Origin of the sequence: Fischerella muscicola PCC 7414 (genome assembly GCF_000317205.1) — a bacterium.
GTDB lineage: Bacteria > Cyanobacteriota > Cyanobacteriia > Cyanobacteriales > Nostocaceae > Fischerella > Fischerella muscicola.
The window spans coordinates 1-18,659 of sequence record NZ_AJLK01000044.1 but is presented as its reverse complement, the minus strand read 5'-3'; the positions used below and the strand labels follow the sequence as shown (position 1 = coordinate 18,659).

The following is an 18,659-nucleotide window of genomic DNA, read 5'->3' as shown; positions in this document are numbered from 1 at the left end:
TGTAGGGTGAGATTTATATAGTAGGAAAAGGGTAAAAGTTAATCTACAACCAATTTCCCAAAAGGATGAATGGCGCCCAATAGTAAGGATGGGCATATTTTTTTCCTAGAGTAATCAGGTCTTGCTGTGCTTTCTGCAAAGCTTCTGCTTTACTAAAACCGTAATCATACCAGTATTGATAAAATTTTGTTACTAAAGTCACTGTAGCTGCATCGTTGATTGACCATAGAGACGCAAGAGTACTTCTCACACCTGCTGAGACTGCCGCACTAGCTAGACCCAAGTTAGTATAGTCATTTCCACGGGCAGTTTCACAAGCAGTTAATAACAATAAGTCAACTGAATTTATACCCTGAGATACGTTTTGAATCATACTATACAAGTCTGTCATGGTAAGCTTTTCGTTTTTACCGATGATCAAAAATGTATCTTCGGGAGCAATACCAAATTCAGCATGGGTAGCAATATGAATTATTGGATAAATACTGCGCTGGAGTTCTGCTTGCAAGCGATCGCGTGTAAACTCCTGATTTAATAACTGCTTGCTACCCGGTATTAGCATCAAAACCTGACCGATTTCTTTTTTGATGTTGGTCAAAGCTTTATATATGCGACCATCCACTCTTGCATCTTGAGTTAGTCCCACAGCTAATGCCCGTAAATTTTCAGATTTGATTTTGAATGGATCTATCAAACTCAAACTAGGGGTAGATGCGATCGCGTATTTCTCAATTAAAAAATTCTGACCGTCATGTAGTGCTGCCATTGGTACACTACGGAGAAAACTGTCTGGAACAAAAACTAGTGTTTTAACCTGGAGTGACTCTAAATCAGTAGCAAAAGGACGAACGATCAAATCATATAGCTTTTGTGCCTGCCTGCGATTATAAATAATGTCACTGCGCCTCTCTAGCCCCAGGCGAAATTTGATGATTTCATCTTTGAACCTTTGACTATCAAAGTCGATCCACTTTAATTTAGTTTCACCATTGGGAAGGTGAACCACAATTGCGGTACGTTTTTCTAAGACTATTGACCAAAATACAGCTGTAACTGTGTCAGTGCTTATTAAATCAGCTTTGGCTTGATGAAACTTTACTGTTACATCATCTTTGCGGAAGTAATTTCGCAGTTGTGCTAGTTTGAGAGCATCAAGGTAAGTGATTGCAGAATCAACTTCCTCAAGACCTAACTTCAGTGCGATCAACTCCCGATATATCGATTCTAACATATCGTAAGGGTCTGCCTGTAAGTCTGGATTCGTGACAACTATCTGAGTGTAGATTTTTTCTAGGGTTGTCACAGCTTGCTCGTATGCTGCGATCGCTTCCAGTGGTCGGTTTTGTGATTTTAAAATTCTTCCTGCTTGCCAATACCACAAATACAAGCTATCTTGAGCGTTTGGTTTTGTTTGTGCAGTTTGTTGTGCTTGTTTCGTTAATTTCAGTGCTTGCTCGTAATCATGGTGACACTCATAAATATGACCGAGATTACCAAAAGCAAAAGATAAAGCACGATGATCTGAGAACTTTTGAGCGATCAATACAGCTTGATTGAGTAAATCAATAGTTTGTGATTCTCGATAATTAGTTGGACATTGAGCAAAAGATAAATTTGTTTCGGCTGATGAATACTTCAATACTTCAGCTAATTCAAGAGCCGCATAAGCTTTTGCTTCTGAAATTGGTAAGCGTTCTAACAACAATAAAACTAGTTGTAATTGTGCTGTTGCTAGTTGTGATTTCCCAATTCTATTAGTAGGTGGAATAGAGTAGATTAATAATTTTATTTCGTTGATTTTATTTTGGTATTTACGGGAAATACTTAAACTATTTTGGAAAGATTCTAAAGCTTGAAAATCATATTTTGATGCTTTTTTGGTAAAATTTTCAGCTTCGTCAATTTCACCTGTATCCCAGGCAATTTTGGCATAATGATAATTTTGTTTAGCCAAATTAATATAAGTAATTCCCAGTTGATTTAAAGCAGCAGCTTGATATGCTAAATTATGAGTATCTTGAGCAGCTTTAATACTAAATTTTAAATCAATGATCGCTTTGTTATAATTGCCTTCAATGCGATGAGCTTCACCTCTAATTCGTAAAGCCGCAGACTCTAAAGTATCATCATGGTGAGTACGAGCAATTTGTAAAGCAATTTCAGAAAGTCTCCTCGCATCATTAGGTTCACCCAGGCTATTATAGGCTTGCGCTTTCTGGATCAGAATTTGCCCTACATTTGGCCAGTTGTTAGTTTGACGATAATAGGTGACTAATTCTTCCCAATAGGCGATCGCTGCTTTTGGCTCACCTATTTCCTGATATGCCCTTGCCAATTTCTCTACAATGGCTGTCTTGCTGCTGGCTTTTTGATTTTCATGGGATAGATTTAAAGCTGTTTGCCAATCTGCGATCGCGCCTTGGAAATCTTCTGTTTTATATTTTTTCTCAGCTCGCTTTAGTAGCTGATTGACATCACCCGGCGGAGTTAGAAAGTTCTGAGTGTATTCATTTTTTACTACTGCTTTTACTGAAATTACTTCACTAATAATTCTTGACAATGATGGAAAACATTTTATGCACAAGACACAGGCAAAAATGCATATAAATAAAAATTGTAATAAGCGTCGGATATTCGATATCCGATGTCTGCTTAACATAGGAAAATTTTAGTAGTAAATCTTAACAATTTACTTTAGCTAATGGGCTAATTAATTTACTTACTGCTATAGAACTATTATTTTTTCAAATTTAACGTTTTGATTACAAAAAAAACTGCTTATTTATAAATATTCTGTAAATAAATCATATGAAATTGCAAAGTTTTTGTATGTGTTAAAATATTTATACTATTAAATATTAATTTAAATATTTTTGAGATATATATCCACAGATAGATACTAATCACCAAGGTTGGGTGACGTAGAAGCTTTTCTTTTCAAAGAAAATGGAGGAAACGGGACGTCAGCCGGTAATAGGTAATAGCTAATTGGTAATTGGGAAGAACTTGTTATAAGTCTGCCAATTACCAACTCACAATTACCTATTACTGGACAGTCCCCTATAAAGATGCACCCCAATTCGCAGCAAAGTATCAAACTTCCATGCCACTATATAAAATGAAGCACTTAATTGCAGTTAGTAGTTAAAGGAGGGCGAGTATAACGCTGTGCAAATCACATTTTTAGGGACGAGTTCAGGTGTACCAACGCGATCGCGTAATGTTTCCAGTGTCGCTTTGAGATTACCCCAAAGAGCAGAGTTGTGGCTATTTGATTGTGGCGAAGGTACTCAGCACCAACTTTTACGGAGTGAACTCAAAAGCAGCCAACTCTCCCGAATTTTTATTACTCACATGCACGGCGACCATATCTTTGGTTTAATGGGTCTGCTGGCCAGTTGTGGTTTAGCAGGCAATGTCACACGCATTGATATATACGGCCCACCCGGATTGAATGAATATTTGCAATCAGCCTTGCGCTACTCTCACACACATTTTTCTTACCCTGTCAAAGTTCATGCCATCCGTCCAGGGTTAATTTACGAAGATGACGAGTTTACCGTGACTTGTAATTCTTTGCATCACCGTATTACCACCTTTGGCTACCGTGTGGCAGAAAAAGACCGACCGGGACGTTTTGACATTGAAAAAGCCAAAGCAATGGGAATTCCCCCTGGCCGCGTTTACGGTCAACTCAAACGTGGCGAAACCGTTACTCTACCCGATGGAAGAGTATTTCATGGTGCAGATTTTAGTGGCCCGACAGAAATTGGACGCAAGATAGCCTACTGCACAGACACAATTTATTCTGATAACGCTGTGGAATTAGCACAGGATGCAGATGTATTAATTCACGAAGCAACCTTTTCTCACCAAGATGCTGAGATGGCTTTTCAGCGTCTACATTCTACATCTACAATGGCGGCACAAACAGCCTTAGCTGCTGGGGTCCATCGCCTGATCATGACTCATTTTAGCCCTCGTTACGCTCCTGGTAATGGCATAGAGTTAAAAGACTTACTTGCAGAAGCCCGTGCTATTTTTCCCAATACAGACATGGCTTATGACTTCATGAGTTATGAAGTACCCAGACGACGAGAAGCAGAATTAGCCTCGACCAATGCATCTGAATAAAACTCAACACTTTTGCTGCAACGATTGAGTTGTATATATCTCCCGCACCAGGAGATTATTTTACACTCCGCGCCTAAAGCCCGGAGAGTATCAATTAGAAACATTATTTTAGTAGGGTAAAAGACAAAAACGTTCACCGTAAAGTATAAAGGACTTTACATTATCTTTAATTTAATCTGGGATGATAATTGAAAACATTTAAGTAAGTTGATAATTGTTTTTGAAATTCAAAATACAAAGTATAGGGATCAAGAATCTTTGTTTGAATAATTGCAGACTTTTGACAATGGTATTTTTATACAACGTGGTTCCATTATCTCAATTGTTTATTTGAATAAATTTAAAAATTTCTATATGTTACTCTTGTTCCAAGAATCAAGCTTGAGAGAAATCCATATTTCTTGAAAAGATTGGATAATAAAGCGTGAGACTATCAACATTTCACCTTGATGAACTCATTTCGATTCACAAGACAGATTGTATATTGTTAAGTGTGTTAATATACTGGCTTTGGTGTATGAATATTAACTTTGAAAATATTTAGAATCTAGTAATATTTAAAATGCCAGCAAAATTTATTACCACGAGTATAAATCTAAAAACAATTGTATAAAATAAGAAAAATATTCATCTCTTTCCACAAACGGGATTCATAAGGAAATAGTAAAGCTTCGTCAAGAGGGTTGACGATTTCGCGATGATCACTTTAGGTTGATATGAACCAAAAACTGCGAAAATCATCAACTAACAAACAAGTCTCTTCTCTTTGCTTATTTATGCCTATTTATATGACGCGAATATTATATTGTTTGACATTAATTAATTGCCATATCTCTACAATAAATCTTTAATTTATTGAGTAGGTGAAAATTATATGGAGCCTACTAATCAATCTTGTTAAATCAAATACCAATGGCACTTGATTTAACGAAAACAGTTTTTCAAAACTAGAGGATTTTGATGGTGAATGACACTAGTCTCAATAGAGGACAACTGGTTTTGATTTCCCGAAAAGACACGCTTGACATCAAACAAATCTCTACAATTCTGTTTCGCAGGCGCTTTTTAATTGTGGGTATTTCCTGTGTAGTGATGTCGGTTGCAGTCCTTTTAGCTTTGAAAGCAAAACCTACATACCAAAGCTCTATGCAGATACTTTTGAGTTCCAATCTCACAGAAGAAGAAGTATCAAGTAATATCCCAACAAGCACAAATAAAGATGCGATCGCATCTACATTAAGAGGTGTGGAATACAGTCCTCAATTAGGTTTAATACTTAGCTCCAAACTGATTCAAAAAGCTGTAGATTCGTTGCGCTCTGAGTACCCGGATCTCACAGTTGAAGATATTAAAGGTAAGAAGACTCAAAAAAGACCTTTAGCGATCGCTGCCATAGATCCTGGAACTGGTGCTAATCAAGTATTTGAGCTTTCCTTTCAAAGCAACGATCCCGTAAAAACCCAGAAAGTTTTACAAACTCTGCAAAAAGTATACACAGATTACGCTCTTAAACAACGACAAGAACGGCTTGAGCAAGCACTGACTTTTGTTAATAATCGCCTCAGCAAAATTAAACAGGAAGTCAAGCAAGCTGAGGGAAATCTGGAAAAGTTTCGCAAAAAGTACAACTTAATCGACCCAGAAGTACAAGGTAAAATCCTGCTAGAAACCCTTGCAGATATAAAAAAACAATTGCAAACTACTCGCGCTCAATTGCAAGATGCCCAAGCGCGCCACAAAAATCTGCAAAAGGAAATAGCTTATTCTCCCCAAAATCTAGCTCTTACCTCAAGTCTGAATCAGCCGAACCGTTACCAAACACTACTTGATGAAATTCAAAAAACAGAACTGTCTTTAGCTGAGGAACGTCAACGCTATACAGATGACTCTCCCAAAATCAAAGACTTGATTCAGCAGCACCAAAGCCAACTAGAGTTATTACAAAAAGAAATTGAGCGATCGCTCACAACCAAAGACTCGTCCAAACAAGCAACAGACACAAACTCGACTCAACTAAGCAAGTGGGAAGCACTCAAGCAAGCATTGGCAGAAAAACCATCTCCCGCAGCCAACCCAGAACAACAGCGATTAATCCCAGAATTGCTAACACAAGTAGATCAAAAGCTTATGCAACAATTAATCGAGGTACAGACAACGGCTGAGGGATTACGTGCCAGTGAACAGAGTTTGGTGGAATCAGAAAAGCAAATTCGCTCAGAACTCAGCAAATATCCCAGCCTCGTCTCCGAGTACAATCGTTTGTTACCTGAAGTCCAAGCAACTCGCAAAAAACTTGAGCAGATGACCGCAGCACAACAGGCTTTAGGATTAAGAATTGCTCAAACAGGCTCTGACTTGCAAGTATTAGAAGAACCCCAACGCGGAACTTATTTAGGTAGCAACAGTTTATTATTCCTTCTGGGAGGATTAATCATTGCACCTTTATTGAGTGTGGGAACAGCCGTAATCCGGGAACTATCTGACGATGTGATCTCTTCTCCCTCAGAATTACAAAAGCTGACAAATCTGCGGTTACTTGCAACAGTTCCCAAACTAAGCAAGCCTCGTCGTTACAAACAGCTTTTACACTTGCCCAAGATGTGGCACTCTCATAAAGATAAAGACACATCTGAGGGCAAAACTCTACCCATCTATGCTAATTGGCCATCCCACGAAACGTTGGATATGGCTTATCAAAATCTACAAATCATCACATCTTCTTTGTCTTCTCAGTCTGTGATGTTGACATCTGCACAACCAAAAGAAGGCAAGACAAGCATTGCTTTGGGACTAGCGGTAAGTGCTGCTCGTATGCATAAACGGGTATTATTGATTGATGCCAATCTGCGAGAACCGAGTCTGCACAAAACCTTGGAACTTGCCAACGATTGGGGACTATCTCTGTTGTTGGTTGATGAAAGCAATACCTCTTATCAAGATTACATTCAACCAGTTCACCCCTCCATTGATGTTTTGACAGCCGGTTCCCCAGCCGAAGATGCAGTCAAGTTGCTCAGTTCTGGACGCATGAAGGAACTGCTGGAATCCTTTGAGCAGACTTACGACTTAGTGTTAATCGATGCTCCTGCGATTCTCAAGACAGTTGATGCCAGAATTTTAGCTACCTTGTGCGATCGCATCATCATGGTGTCACGTCTCGGTAAAGTTACCCAAGCTGATGTAATTCAAGCTACAGATATTTTGAAAAACTTGAATTTGGTTGGTATCATCGCTAATACTGCTCAGTAAAATAACAACAGGGATCGGGGAACTCCCCAATCCCCCTTCCCTTTTAAATCTTCAGGGGAAGTTCAATTTGAAAAGTTGAACCTTGAGCAAGCATACTCTTGACAGAGATTTGTCCGTGGTGCGCTTGCACAATTTGTTGAGCGATCGCCAGCCCAAGTCCAAAGCCGCCGGTTTGGCGAGAACGAACGGTGTCTACGCGATAAAAACGATCAAAGATATAAGGCAAATCACTAGCGGGAATGCCAATACCATTGTCTTCCACCTGAATCACAGCGCGGTGGGATTGGGTGAAAAGACGCAACTGTACCTTACCCTGTGCTGGAGTGTATTTTAAAGCATTACTCAGGAGATTGATTATAGCTTGTTTGAGCAAATTAGCATCGGCATGTACGATCACAGGTTGCTCTGGAATTTGAGTACTGAAATTTAAACTTTGAGCAGTAGCTTGGGCGGCGAACTCCGCAGCAAGCGATCGCAAAAGTTCGCTCAAATCAATCGGTTTTAATATAGTTTCTGCTAGTGGCCCATCATGGCGTGAAAGGAAGAGCAGATTATTAATCAGCGTACTCATAGACTTGGCAGTTTCTGCAATCTTTTGTAACCGCAATCGTTGTTCTAAAGGATCTTCTGGTGGTATTAAAGCAACTTGAGCATTACTCAACACTGTTGCTACGGGTGTGCGTAGTTCATGGGAAGCATCGGCTGTAAATCGCTGTAATTGCTGATAAGCCCTGCGAGTTGGTCGCATTGCCAATCCCCCTAAAACCCAACCTGTAATTCCAATCACACCAAAAGTAATAGGAACACCCAAAGCTAAGAATAGGCGGGCTTGATTCAATCTGCTGCGTAGAGATTCCAAGCTAGCTGCTGCTTGGAAGTAGCCAATCAGCTCTTTATTTTGCAAAACGGGAATAGTAACTTGGCGAGTCCAAAAAGTTTCAGTGTATTCTACGAGCGATCGCTCTTGCAAAGTTTGAAATCCAGGTTCTGCGGTCAACTGTTTCGCACCCGATGAACCAATGTAATGTACAAGTTGTTTGTCAGCGTTGTACCATCGGGCGTAGAGCAGTCCACCATTGAGTGGCACATCTTTTTCTGAGGGAGTCTGAGCGCGTTGATTTTGACCAAGCATATACTGAGTTTTGCTGGCAAAACTTTTACTTTGGGCAAACAGTTCCTCATCAAAAAAGCGCAACTGATCTTCTACATTCAGACAGTAGCCTACTCCTGCAAACGCAAATAGAATTCCACCCATCGATAGGGCAAACCAGTGAGCAAGATTACGGCGACTATGATCAAACATTTTGCCAGCAAAGTCCACTTTTATAATTACAACATTGGACAAACTCGTAAATTCCCAAATACTCTGCGTCCCTGATGCGCTTACAACCAAGATTCAACGGACAATGTTCTTACTTGTTGAATCCTCCTATCGCTGTCAGCTGATACAACAGTAAGGCTATGTTGTAGGGCTACAGCAGCAATCCAAAGGTCATTTTCATCAAAATCAATACTAGCGGTTCTTAAATTTGGCGAAAGTATTATTATGAATTCGGCGGATTCAACCGATAGCCTACCCGATGCACAGTTTCGATCCAATCTCTGGCCCCAATGATTTGCAGACGTTGACGCAAGCGCCGCACCAAAGTTGTAACTGCGTTACTTTCGGGTTCTTCTCCACAACTCCATAAAGCTTGTTCAATCTGATCATGAGATAAAACTTGACGGGGATGACGCATCAAATATTCCATCAATTGGAACTCCCGGCTAGAAAGTTGAGTTGTGACTGAATCAAGTTCGATTGTCAAATTGGCTAAATGCAGCTGCAAATCACCTAAGCTGAGTATATCTCCTTGCCACATAGGCGATCGCCTTCCCAATGCCCGTACCCGCGCCAACAACTCTAACACATCCACTGGCTTGACTAAGTAATCATCCGCTCCCGCATCCAAACCCATCACCTTATCTGAAACCGTATCTTTTGCTGTCAGTATCAGCACTGGAGCCACTTTACCCGCCCGTCGATATGACTGACACAGCTCCACCCCACTCACCTTAGGTAGCATCCAATCTAGAATCAGTAAGTCATAATCTTTGTGAAAAGCAAACCATTGTGCTGTTTCTCCATCTTCAATCGCATCTACTGTATGCCCCACTTTTAATAATGCTGCCCGCAGAGGTTCTAACTGGGCTGGGTCGTCTTCAACCAGTAAGATCAACATCCCATTTGCTCAGCTTGCTGTAATTTTCACTTCCTAGTTCTAAGGTTAAGCTAAAAGAGTGACATAAAAGTGACGGTCAGCAATTTACACTGAGCAATCAAGTCTATTACCTTCCATGTGTCAACTGCAAATTTTTCCAGTTTTACGAACATTAGGGTTTGTGTTTTGGTCATCCTTGCCGTTGATTGGACTGCTTTTTTGGCTGGGAAGTGGTTTAGTGGGAGATCAAATCCTGAGTCGTGCCTACAGCCACAAAAAATATCTACAAGCGGATACACAATTGGCACGGCAGATCATGAAAAAGATAGTAGCTATAGAGGTGAAAGTCCTTCAAGAAGAAGGGATTTCGTTAGTGAATGTAAAAACAAATCACTCACCTCTCAAAACAATGACGTTTGAGTTCCCAATCACCGAACCCGATCAACTTGAAGCCAATCTCAGTCGTGAGTTGGGCTTATCGCGGGAGCGAGTCACAGAACTAACTCGCTATCATAACTGATAACTCTAATAACTGTTGTTTAACTTCAGCACGGTTGTCGCAAACCCTTACCATCTGTGTAATTGGCATAAATCATCTGGGAAACCTTCGGTGGTTCATCACCGATGTGAAAAGCCCGCGCCTGTTCTTCTATTGCCTTGTCTGCATTGGTGACTCGTGCAAATTGCCGCTTGTGTTCTGCCCAAGATTCTACAAGTGCTGTTTCGATAAACCTGCCAGGCTGGGATAAATCATGATACAGTCCCCATTGAATCGCACCATCACGCAGACGAATATTTCTCAGTACTTTCATAACTTTGGTGAATTCATCAGCCTTAGCTGGATCTATGTAATACTCTAGGGTAATTAATACGGGGCCATCATTGGGACAGGGTTCAAAGGCGCGGGTAGGCTGATCCCAGTGCAGTGATGATGCTAAATCCAATTTTTCAGCACAGCGCAGGCGATAGCGGCTAGTCACCACCACAAATACAACTAATCCAACAGCAGCACCAGCAAGGGCAACTGAGATATTTGTGCGTTGGGCAACACTACCCCATAACAAGCTACCTAATGCCATACATCCCTGGAATACAAGCAATTGTACAGCTAAAGCTCGTGCCCGTACCCACGTAGGTACAGCAGTTTGTGCCGCTACATTCAAACTCACCATGACGCTGAGAGAAGAAATTCCCACTAGCATCATCACCCCACAAATCAAAGGCACGTTGCGGAGGTACGCCAGTGCTACCATCATCACTCCCATGAGCAAGGATGAACCAGCTACCAACTGGTCGATAGAAAAGCCCTGCCGCAACTTAGGTAAAATGAAAGCTCCCGCCAAGCCACCGATACCCCAAAAACCAAGTATAATCCCATACCCTAATGCATCTATACAGTGATCAGTTATCAGTTGCTCTTTTTGATAACTGTTCCCCATTCCCTGTTCCCCGATTTAAGCAATGCCAGTACCAACTGTTCATTTTCGGGAAGCTATTCCCCAAGAGGATTCTCTGATTGCTCAGCACTTTTATCAATTGTGGTTAGATAATAACGTTGTATCTGAGTCGATTCGTTCTGATTGGCTGGAGAAGACTCTGGAATTTATCAAGCGTGCGCGTCAAGAATTACACTACAAAGCGTTTGTAGCAGAGGTTGAGAGCAAGGTAGTTGGTTCTGCCAGTTGCCAAATTTTCGCTGGTCTTTATCCGATTTTTTTCATAGATGATTACCGCAAATATGGCTATATTTGCGGTGTTTATGTTGACTCACCTTACCGCAATCAAGGTATTGCCAAGCAACTCACGAGTATGGCTATTGACTATCTGAAGGCGATCGCTTGTACGCGAGTCATTCTCCACGCCTCACCCTCCGGCAAACCAGTTTATGAGCATCTTGGTTTTGTAACCAGCAATGAAATGCGGTTAGATATTTAATTTAGTTCATGGTTGGTAGTTGCTTGTTCGTGGGAGGTTGGTCGTTCTTCCAAACAACAAACAACAACCAACAAACAACCAACTATTAACGACTCTTCAGCATCGACTCTTGACTCAGCAATGGTTGTGCTGAGCGCAATACGACATCCAGCAACCCCGGAAACAATTGTTCTAAATCTTCTCGCCTGAGTGAATTTATGTGTTGTGTTCCCTCTTTACGAGTCCAGACTACGCCAGACTCTCTTAAAATTTTAAAATGATTGGACATGGTGGACTTGGCGATCGCAAAATCAAAGTCAGCACAACATTGCTCTCCTTTGGTCGCTAACTGCCGCACAATCTCTAACCGCACAGGATCACCTAAGGCATACAACACTCCCGCTAATGATATATGTTTTTGTTCTGGGTGAAACAGAAATCTCATACTTGCACAATTGCTTAAATTAGATTATATTTTATTTATTCGATTTTATCGAATAACCGAATTAAGTAGGAGGGCAAGAATGTCATCCATTACTAATGTGACAGAAGCCACATTCAAACAAGAAGTCCTAGAAAGCGAGATGCCTGTATTAGTAGACTTTTGGGCACCTTGGTGTGGTCCTTGTCGCATGGTGGCTCCCGTGGTAGATGAAGTGGCTGCTGAGTATGTGGGACAGGTAAAAGTGGTGAAACTGAATACAGATCAGAATCCCACCGTTGCCAGCCATTATGGGATTCGTAGCATTCCCACGCTGATGGTATTTAAAGGCGGTCGCCAAGTCGATACGGTAGTGGGCGCCGTGCCAAAAACAACTCTAGCTAAAACTTTAGCACAGTATCTGTAATCTGGGTTGTCAGTAGGGTGGGCTATTTGCCCACCTTCGCTAATCTTAAAAATAGGGGCAACAAAAGTGTAAGGGGCAAAGTTAATAGCGTAAATGCCCATACCCGATGCCCAATTTGTTAAGTCACAGGAGTTAGCTCAATGGACTTAAAATTACAGGGAAAATCTGCGCTAGTCAGTGGTTCAACAGCAGGTATTGGGCTTGCCATTGCTCAAACATTAGCGCAGGAGGGTGCATCAGTTATTGTCACTGGTCGATCTCACCAAAGAGTTGCACAAGCGATAGACAAAATTAAACAAAACAATCCCAAAGCTCAAGTTTCTAGTGTTGTTGCTGACTTAGCAACACAAGCAGGAGCTGCACAACTTTTTCAACAAGTTCCTCATATTGATATCTTAGTTAACAATCTTGGTAGTTACGAGCCAAAACCATTTGTAGAAATTACTGACGCAGATTGGTTAAACATCTTTGAAACGAATGTACTCAGTGGAGTCCGCTTGAGTCGCCAATATCTGCAACAGATGTTGAACCAAAATTGGGGACGTATCATTTTTATCTCTAGTGAATCTGCTATCCAAATTCCAGTAGAAATGATTCACTACGGCATGACCAAAACAGCCCAACTAGCTGTTTCTCGTGGTTTAGCAGAAATGACTGCTGGTACTGGAGTCACAGTCAACGCTGTTTTAGCAGGGCCTACCCGTTCTGAAGGTGTGGATGAGTTTGTGACAAAAATGGCAAAGGAACGCAGTGCTAAACCAGAAGAAGTTGAAGCTGAATTTTTCCAGACAGTTCGTCCCACTTCTCTACTGCAACGCTTTGCTACTACCGATGAGGTAGCAGCAATGGTGGTTTATCTGTGTAGTCCTTTGGCCTCAGCAACTAATGGTGCAGCTTTAAGAGTAGATGGTGGTGTAATCAGGTCAATTATTTAGCAACGAAAGCACAACCGAATCGGAGGAAAATTCATGATAGAGCTTTACTATTGGACAACACCCAACGGTCACAAAATTACCATGTTCTTGGAGGAAGTCGAACTTCCTTACACAATTATTCCTGTAAACATAGGTGCAGGCGATCAGTTTAAACCAGAATTTCTCAAAATTTCACCCAACAATCGTATACCTGCGATTATTGACCGCGAACCTGTTGATGGTGGTGAACCAATTTCAGTTTTTGAGTCTGGGGCAATTCTGTTGTATTTAGCAGAAAAAACTGGGAAATTGATTCCCAATAATGTGCGCGATCGCGTCGAAGTCCTACAATGGTTATTCTGGCAGATGGCAGGACTAGGGCCAATGGCTGGTCAAAATCACCACTTCAGCCAATATGCACCAGAAAAAATTCCCTACGCCATCAACCGTTATGTCAATGAGACAGCAAGATTATACGCTGTGCTGAATAAACGGCTGAGCGATCGCTCCTTTGTCGCTGGTGAGAACTACTCAATCGCTGATATCGCCGCCTATCCCTGGATTGTCCCTTACGAACGCCAAGGGCAGAAATTAGAGGATTTTCCTCACCTCAAGCGCTGGTTTGAAACAATTCAGGCACGTCCAGCAACAGTCCGCGCCTACGAAAAAGCAGAAGCATTTAAAAATCAAACACTTGACGTCGAAAAATCGCGGTCATTCTTATTTAATCAATCAGCGCAGACAGTGCAACCTTGAGAAATGCAAGTTGCGAAAATTATGTTTTGGAAATCAACCACCGTGCAAGGCGATCAACACAGATAGTTGGTACCATTGGTTGGTTTTCCCACAAGAATTTTGGAGATAATTTCATGAACAGAAGTATCAATTTATTCACCCCATACCAAATGGGCAACTTAGAACTGCCCAACCGGATCATTATGGCTCCCCTAACCCGGCAACGTGCAGGTGAGGGAAATGTACCCCATGAACTCAACGCCGAGTATTATGCTCAACGGGCATCCGCAGGACTAATTATTGCCGAAGCAACTCAAGTTTCACCCCAAGGACAAGGGTATCCTTATACACCAGGTATTCATTCGGCGGAACAAATAGCAGGTTGGAAGTTGGTGACAAATGCAGTGCATGAGCAGGGAGGAAGAATTTTCTTGCAACTGTGGCACGTCGGACGCGTTTCTCACCCTGATTTGCAGCCAGATGGAGCCTTACCTGTAGCGCCTTCTGCGATCACAGCAAAAGGAGAAGCAGCAACCTATGAGGGGATGAAACCCTTCGTCACGCCTCGTGCTTTAGAAACCTGGGAAATACCAGAGATTGTAGAACAGTATCGCCAAGGTGCAGCAAATGCTCTTGCTGCTGGGTTTGATGGTGTGGAAATTCACGCAGCAAATGGTTATTTAATTGACCAATTCCTCCGGGATGGTACTAATCAACGTACAGACAATTATGGTGGTTCTATAGAGAATCGCGTCAGACTGCTGCTAGAAGTAACACAAGCAGTAATTAGTGTGTGGGATAGCAAACGGGTAGGAGTGCGTCTTTCTCCTAGTGGTACATTTAATGACATGCATGACTCTAACCCCCTAGAAACCTTTGGTTATGCAGCCGAAGCACTCAATCAATTTGATTTAGCATATCTGCATATCTATGAAGCCACAGAAGCAGATATCAGACACGGGGCGACAGTAGTACCTACTAGCCATCTCCGGCAAAGGTACCAAGGTACACTCATGGTCAATGGTGATTACACTTTAGCAAGAGGTAATGCTGTCTTGGCAAAAGGAGAAGCTGATTTAGTAGCCTTTGGCAGATTGTTTATAGCTAATCCTGATTTACCCCGACGCTTTGCACTGAATGCACCACTCAATCAACCAGATCCATCGACATTTTACGGTGGTGGAGAGCAGGGATACACTGATTACCCAACGCTAGAAATGCAACAAGTACACTAATCTCCATAGACTATAACGGTGTCAAGAAATCACAGCGTATTCGTCAAATATGAGGAAATTTGAGGGAAATTGCATGAATCCAATTATCAAGAATTGAACTTACCAACTCAACCTTTGGATGTAGCAACCGCCATTTTCCAGCGTCGTTGTTCCATCAAAACTTTCAAACCAGATCCCATCTCCCCAGAACTATAGGACTTACGCAGACTCTACGAATTCTCATTCGTGAGAGGTTAAGGTCGGATACCATTTGTCAATAAGCAATAATGCTTAAAATGTGGCTCAAGATTGGGGTTGTCAACATAATTTTTGAGCAGGCGCTCGCCTAATCTTGATACGCAGCATTCATTTTTCACCCATTTGTTCACTACGAAAGTTAACTTGATACTTTGGCTTTCTCAAAATTTTCAGCATAATTTCTCATTGACAAAAGTAAGATTATCTTAACCTCTCACCGATGACGAATTCTTGGCGTTCTTGGCGTCTATGGCGGTTCAATATATTAAACTTTTTGACGATTTTTGCGTAAGTCCTGAACTACTGAAACAAGCTGCAAGTCATTGTAACTGAATATTAAGTTGGTTATCGGCGATTAGTTCTCGTGCGATCGCATCAGCAAGCGTACTTTTGGAAAAGCGGCAACTGCGATCACTTGAGAGATAAAATCCAAAATTGTTTCACCTTGGTAGTGTAATTACAAACTCTTGGCATGGAAACATCACCATTTTTACTGACGCGGAGTTTGTTAATAACTCCAGGGATATTATTAGCAAGCTTTTGTAACAAAGCTTTACTTGCTTGTAAATCGGTATAGAAGTTGAGCATTATCTAAAGAAATGCCGGCTTGAGTACAGAGGAAATTTAAAATAACTAAGCGATCACTTGTAAATACTCCTTGAGTCAGTTTATTTTCCAGATACAGAATACCCACCAAATGCCCTTGATTTCTATGTCTGATTGTTCAAAAATAACAGCTAATGTTTTTAAATCAAATTGATTACCAATACAAGCAGCTAACTGTAATAGTTGTTGAGTTGATTGAGGTAAATTTTGCAATTTAACTGCCATAAATTCAACCACGTCATCGGTTAGCGATCGCGATTTTTTTAGCGGTTATCTTTGGTCAGTTTGAAGCTCTCTACCTGTGGCGAGCATAAAAATGTTCCGAGATAAAAAGTATTTTCAGGAGTAATCTGATGAATTTATTTATCCAAGAAATTCCAGCATCAGACCTCTCTCCAAAAACTATTCAAGAAAGTCCATTACCTGATAAAGACCCACTAATTGCACGTGGTTTACAAAAAGAGCAGTATATTGGCATTGTCGGGTTAGCAATCATCGTTGTTGTTGCTGTAGGATTTTTTAGCCGCAGAGTTGAAAATGCTATTATATTCGCTTTTATTCTCAGCGCCGTTTTCATCGCTCTCTTTTTATTGCTATAACCAATCCATCATCAATAATTAGTTAATTGTAAATACAATTAACTAATTATTTTCTTGTATCAGTACTGATTTGAAACTGCTTTATTTACGCCTTTACGTCTACCAAAATTTGTTCAACCGAGAGAAGCTCCACAAGCAATTTTCTCTGCATGTAAAAAACAAATAAAGATGAATTAAATGTAAGATCGGTAATTGATAACAACGAAGCTAATCGCTCATTACCAATTACCAAGAGAATGATATTAAGTGATAATACTCACATTGCCCGTATCTAAATCATAACGACCACCTACGATTTTCAATTTTCCAGACTCTAATAGCTCAGATAAAAGGGGCGATCGCTTTAACCGTTGAATTTGATAATGCACATTGGCTATTACAGCATTATCAACTGTATCGCCTGGCTTATATTTGACCTTGGCAACGACTGGTTTAATTGCCTTGACAAAAGTACTGATTTCACCAGGTAACAATTCGTTTTGTACGGCGGCGGTGACTGCTCCACATCGCTCATGACCGAGTACCATTAGCAAAGGAGTATTTAACAAAGCGACTGCATATTCAATACTACCGATCGCTTCTGGAGTGGCAATATTTCCGGCAATGCGAACATCAAAGATATCACCGATGCCTTGGTCAAAAATAATTTCCGCAGGCACTCGCGAATCTGCACAACTTAAAATAGTAGCAAATGGGTGTTGAGCTTGAGCTACTTCCTGCAATCGAGCCTGAGATTGATCTGGATATTGAGGTTGATGCTGGACAAAACGCTGATTTCCCTCCATCAGCTTTTGCAGTGCAGCATCTGGACTGAGGGAAGGAGCGGCCGTCGGGGGTAATTCGGCGGCTAGAACTTGTTCAATCTGCCAAACTAAATCGCTAGCAGTTACCACCAAACCAAATCCCCCAAAGGCTCCCCACTTTAAGAAGTCACGACGTTCCATGAAACGCTTCCTTGAATGTAAGGTTTTTTACATAATAAAGGCAGAGGGCAGAAGGAAGAAAATATATTTATTAAAAGGGTAAAAGGATCTTTTACTCTCCCTTGAGGCCTTTTTGCGTCTACGAGACTTCCAGAGTGAAGACAAAAGGTGTCCTTGCTTGACTTGAAATCCCTCAATTTGATGGGATTCCCTTGTGCCTTCTGCCTACCTACGGAAGCTGCTCCGCGTCTACGTACTTCTGCCTTCTCATAGTGACGCTACACATTTTAATGAACGGATTTCCATGACATCGGAGACGTAACAGGTTCCACCAAATTTATTGAGTACGGGTCTGATATTTTCCACCGCTGACTTGAGTTGTTCTGGCATACAGAAAGCGATAATATAAACATTATCAAGCATAGTCATGTCCAAATCTTCAGCCGTTCCTCGTAATCCTTTGCCAGCGACATTACGAATTACAATATGACCATGTACATCTGATTTGTCTAAACTCTCCAAAATTTTGGCCAGTTCAAAAGAGTTGGCAATAATTTCTATTTTTTTGACTAGGTGCATAACATTACCTCCAAAATAGGTTAATCCCGTACAGATATAGCGGAATTCCCACAATAATGTTGAACGGAAATGTAACTGCTAGAGCAGTAGAAACATAAAGGCTGGGATTTGCTTCTGGAACAGTTAATCGCATGGCTGCTGGCACAGCTATATAAGAAGCACTAGCACACAGCACAGCAAATAAAAGTGCATCTCCTTGAGGCATACCAATTGCTTTAGCGATCGCTAACCCAATGACTGCATTGACTATTGGGATCAGTATGGCAAATGAGATCAGAAAAACCCCAGTTTTTTGCAAGTCTTTAATTCTTCTAGCTGCGACTAACCCCATATCTAGTAAAAAGAAGGTGAGAACGCCATAAAACATTCCCTGAGTAAAGGGTTCTAAAACCTGCCAACCGTGTTCTCCTGTTAAGAATCCAATCAGCAGACTACCGACTAAAAGAAAGACTGAACTGTTCAGAAATGCGTCTCGTAAAACTTCT

Annotated in this window: 20 protein-coding genes; 10 read left to right on the top strand and 10 right to left on the bottom strand. The window is 41.1% G+C overall.

Translation table 11 applies throughout. The annotated features are described in order from the left end of the window. Nucleotides 1–43 precede the first annotated feature (43 nt). Complete coding sequence (locus UYI_RS0107030) at nucleotides 44–2,560, bottom strand: CHAT domain-containing protein (RefSeq protein ID WP_016865971.1); 2,517 nt, start codon at nucleotides 2,558–2,560, stop codon at nucleotides 44–46. Nucleotides 2,561–3,168: 608 nt separating this feature from the next. Here UYI_RS0107030 and UYI_RS0107025 point away from each other — a divergent pair. Continuing rightward, nucleotides 3,169–4,134 (top strand): ribonuclease Z, encoded by a 966-nt coding sequence (locus tag UYI_RS0107025; RefSeq protein ID WP_016865970.1) that lies wholly within the window; start codon nucleotides 3,169–3,171, stop codon nucleotides 4,132–4,134. A gap of 960 nt (nucleotides 4,135–5,094) precedes the next feature. Further along, nucleotides 5,095–7,383 carry a GumC family protein gene (locus UYI_RS0107020; protein WP_016865969.1) on the top strand — a complete coding sequence of 763 codons (2,289 nt, stop codon included), beginning with the start codon at nucleotides 5,095–5,097 and terminating at the stop codon, nucleotides 7,381–7,383. A 43-nt stretch (nucleotides 7,384–7,426) separates the two neighbouring features. On the opposite strand, the gene UYI_RS0107015 is transcribed toward UYI_RS0107020, so the two are convergent. Together UYI_RS0107015 and UYI_RS0107010 are read right to left on the bottom strand one after the other, a co-directional pair. Then, on the bottom strand, nucleotides 7,427–8,686 hold the full coding sequence (locus UYI_RS0107015; RefSeq protein ID WP_026085792.1) for a sensor histidine kinase: 1,260 nt from the start codon (nucleotides 8,684–8,686) through the stop codon (nucleotides 7,427–7,429). 241 nt (nucleotides 8,687–8,927) lie between these two features. Next, entirely contained in the window at nucleotides 8,928–9,605 is a 678-nt protein-coding gene (locus tag UYI_RS0107010) for a response regulator transcription factor (RefSeq protein WP_016865967.1), read from the bottom strand. Nucleotides 9,606–9,720: 115 nt separating this feature from the next. Between UYI_RS0107010 and UYI_RS0107005 the strand changes: the two genes are divergently transcribed. Next, the gene (locus UYI_RS0107005; RefSeq protein WP_016865966.1) at nucleotides 9,721–10,104 is read left to right on the top strand and encodes a hypothetical protein; all 384 of its coding nucleotides are present in this window, start codon (nucleotides 9,721–9,723) and stop codon (nucleotides 10,102–10,104) included. A gap of 25 nt (nucleotides 10,105–10,129) precedes the next feature. On the opposite strand, the gene UYI_RS32105 is transcribed toward UYI_RS0107005, so the two are convergent. Then, nucleotides 10,130–11,023: an MFS transporter gene (locus tag UYI_RS32105; RefSeq protein ID WP_016865965.1), complete on the bottom strand. Its 894-nt coding sequence runs from the start codon at nucleotides 11,021–11,023 to the stop codon at nucleotides 10,130–10,132. Nucleotides 11,024–11,045: 22 nt separating this feature from the next. Here UYI_RS32105 and UYI_RS0106995 point away from each other — a divergent pair, with 22 nt between their 5' ends. Beyond that, entirely contained in the window at nucleotides 11,046–11,519 is a 474-nt protein-coding gene (locus tag UYI_RS0106995; RefSeq protein WP_016865964.1) for a GNAT family N-acetyltransferase, read from the top strand. Between the two features lie 85 nt (nucleotides 11,520–11,604). Here UYI_RS0106995 and UYI_RS0106990 read toward each other — a convergent pair whose 3' ends face one another. Further along, the gene (locus UYI_RS0106990) at nucleotides 11,605–11,943 is read right to left on the bottom strand and encodes an ArsR/SmtB family transcription factor (protein ID WP_009456333.1); all 339 of its coding nucleotides are present in this window, start codon (nucleotides 11,941–11,943) and stop codon (nucleotides 11,605–11,607) included. 79 nt (nucleotides 11,944–12,022) lie between these two features. Here UYI_RS0106990 and trxA point away from each other — a divergent pair, with 79 nt between their 5' ends. From trxA to UYI_RS36570, 5 genes are all read left to right on the top strand, one after another. After that, nucleotides 12,023–12,346 (top strand): thioredoxin, encoded by a 324-nt coding sequence (trxA, locus tag UYI_RS0106985; protein WP_016865963.1) that lies wholly within the window; start codon nucleotides 12,023–12,025, stop codon nucleotides 12,344–12,346. Nucleotides 12,347–12,486: 140 nt separating this feature from the next. Next, entirely contained in the window at nucleotides 12,487–13,281 is a 795-nt protein-coding gene (locus UYI_RS0106980; RefSeq protein ID WP_016865962.1) for an SDR family NAD(P)-dependent oxidoreductase, read from the top strand. 33 nt (nucleotides 13,282–13,314) lie between these two features. Next, nucleotides 13,315–14,016 carry a glutathione binding-like protein gene (locus tag UYI_RS0106975; protein ID WP_016865961.1) on the top strand — a complete coding sequence of 234 codons (702 nt, stop codon included), beginning with the start codon at nucleotides 13,315–13,317 and terminating at the stop codon, nucleotides 14,014–14,016. 113 nt (nucleotides 14,017–14,129) lie between these two features. Further along, the gene (locus UYI_RS0106970; RefSeq protein ID WP_026085791.1) at nucleotides 14,130–15,230 is read left to right on the top strand and encodes an alkene reductase; all 1,101 of its coding nucleotides are present in this window, start codon (nucleotides 14,130–14,132) and stop codon (nucleotides 15,228–15,230) included. Nucleotides 15,231–15,299: 69 nt separating this feature from the next. Beyond that, nucleotides 15,300–15,425 carry a hypothetical protein gene (locus tag UYI_RS36570; protein WP_016865959.1) on the top strand — a complete coding sequence of 42 codons (126 nt, stop codon included), beginning with the start codon at nucleotides 15,300–15,302 and terminating at the stop codon, nucleotides 15,423–15,425. A gap of 453 nt (nucleotides 15,426–15,878) precedes the next feature. Here the strand turns inward: UYI_RS36570 and UYI_RS36565 are convergent, their stop codons facing one another. Together UYI_RS36565 and UYI_RS35660 are read right to left on the bottom strand one after the other, a co-directional pair. Then, nucleotides 15,879–16,055 (bottom strand): hypothetical protein, encoded by a 177-nt coding sequence (locus UYI_RS36565; RefSeq protein ID WP_016865958.1) that lies wholly within the window; start codon nucleotides 16,053–16,055, stop codon nucleotides 15,879–15,881. Nucleotides 16,056–16,130: 75 nt separating this feature from the next. After that, entirely contained in the window at nucleotides 16,131–16,298 is a 168-nt protein-coding gene (locus tag UYI_RS35660) for a hypothetical protein (protein WP_016865957.1), read from the bottom strand. Between the two features lie 128 nt (nucleotides 16,299–16,426). Between UYI_RS35660 and UYI_RS0106950 the strand changes: the two genes are divergently transcribed. Next, nucleotides 16,427–16,672 (top strand): hypothetical protein, encoded by a 246-nt coding sequence (locus UYI_RS0106950; protein ID WP_016865956.1) that lies wholly within the window; start codon nucleotides 16,427–16,429, stop codon nucleotides 16,670–16,672. 242 nt (nucleotides 16,673–16,914) lie between these two features. On the opposite strand, the gene UYI_RS0106945 is transcribed toward UYI_RS0106950, so the two are convergent. From UYI_RS0106945 to UYI_RS0106935, 3 genes are all read right to left on the bottom strand, one after another. After that, nucleotides 16,915–17,616, bottom strand: a complete 702-nt coding sequence (locus tag UYI_RS0106945) for a carbonic anhydrase (RefSeq protein ID WP_016865955.1) — start codon at nucleotides 17,614–17,616, stop codon at nucleotides 16,915–16,917. A gap of 246 nt (nucleotides 17,617–17,862) precedes the next feature. Then, entirely contained in the window at nucleotides 17,863–18,174 is a 312-nt protein-coding gene (locus UYI_RS0106940) for a P-II family nitrogen regulator (RefSeq protein WP_016865954.1), read from the bottom strand. A gap of 4 nt (nucleotides 18,175–18,178) precedes the next feature. Beyond that, on the bottom strand, nucleotides 18,179–18,659 hold a 481-nt coding region (locus UYI_RS0106935), incomplete at its 5' end, for a sodium-dependent bicarbonate transport family permease (RefSeq protein ID WP_016865953.1).

What these genes read in the sequence shown, in the direction of transcription:
- UYI_RS0107020 (WP_016865969.1), top strand. Translation starts at nt 5,095, where the DNA reads ATGGTGAATGACACTAGTCTCAATAGAGGACAACTGGTTTTGATTTCC.
- UYI_RS0107015 (WP_026085792.1), bottom strand. Translation starts at nt 8,686, where the DNA reads ATGTTTGATCATAGTCGCCGTAATCTTGCTCACTGGTTTGCCCTATCG.
- UYI_RS0107010 (WP_016865967.1), bottom strand. Translation starts at nt 9,605, where the DNA reads ATGTTGATCTTACTGGTTGAAGACGACCCAGCCCAGTTAGAACCTCTG.
- UYI_RS0107005 (WP_016865966.1), top strand. Translation starts at nt 9,721, where the DNA reads ATGTGTCAACTGCAAATTTTTCCAGTTTTACGAACATTAGGGTTTGTG.
- UYI_RS32105 (WP_016865965.1), bottom strand. Translation starts at nt 11,023, where the DNA reads ATGGGGAACAGTTATCAAAAAGAGCAACTGATAACTGATCACTGTATA.
- UYI_RS0106995 (WP_016865964.1), top strand. Translation starts at nt 11,046, where the DNA reads ATGCCAGTACCAACTGTTCATTTTCGGGAAGCTATTCCCCAAGAGGAT.
- UYI_RS0106990 (WP_009456333.1), bottom strand. Translation starts at nt 11,943, where the DNA reads ATGAGATTTCTGTTTCACCCAGAACAAAAACATATATCATTAGCGGGA.
- trxA (WP_016865963.1), top strand. Translation starts at nt 12,023, where the DNA reads ATGTCATCCATTACTAATGTGACAGAAGCCACATTCAAACAAGAAGTC.
- UYI_RS0106980 (WP_016865962.1), top strand. Translation starts at nt 12,487, where the DNA reads ATGGACTTAAAATTACAGGGAAAATCTGCGCTAGTCAGTGGTTCAACA.
- UYI_RS0106975 (WP_016865961.1), top strand. Translation starts at nt 13,315, where the DNA reads ATGATAGAGCTTTACTATTGGACAACACCCAACGGTCACAAAATTACC.
- UYI_RS0106970 (WP_026085791.1), top strand. Translation starts at nt 14,130, where the DNA reads ATGAACAGAAGTATCAATTTATTCACCCCATACCAAATGGGCAACTTA.
- UYI_RS36565 (WP_016865958.1), bottom strand. Translation starts at nt 16,055, where the DNA reads ATGCTCAACTTCTATACCGATTTACAAGCAAGTAAAGCTTTGTTACAA.
- UYI_RS35660 (WP_016865957.1), bottom strand. Translation starts at nt 16,298, where the DNA reads ATGGCAGTTAAATTGCAAAATTTACCTCAATCAACTCAACAACTATTA.
- UYI_RS0106950 (WP_016865956.1), top strand. Translation starts at nt 16,427, where the DNA reads ATGAATTTATTTATCCAAGAAATTCCAGCATCAGACCTCTCTCCAAAA.
- UYI_RS0106945 (WP_016865955.1), bottom strand. Translation starts at nt 17,616, where the DNA reads ATGGAACGTCGTGACTTCTTAAAGTGGGGAGCCTTTGGGGGATTTGGT.
- UYI_RS0106940 (WP_016865954.1), bottom strand. Translation starts at nt 18,174, where the DNA reads ATGCACCTAGTCAAAAAAATAGAAATTATTGCCAACTCTTTTGAACTG.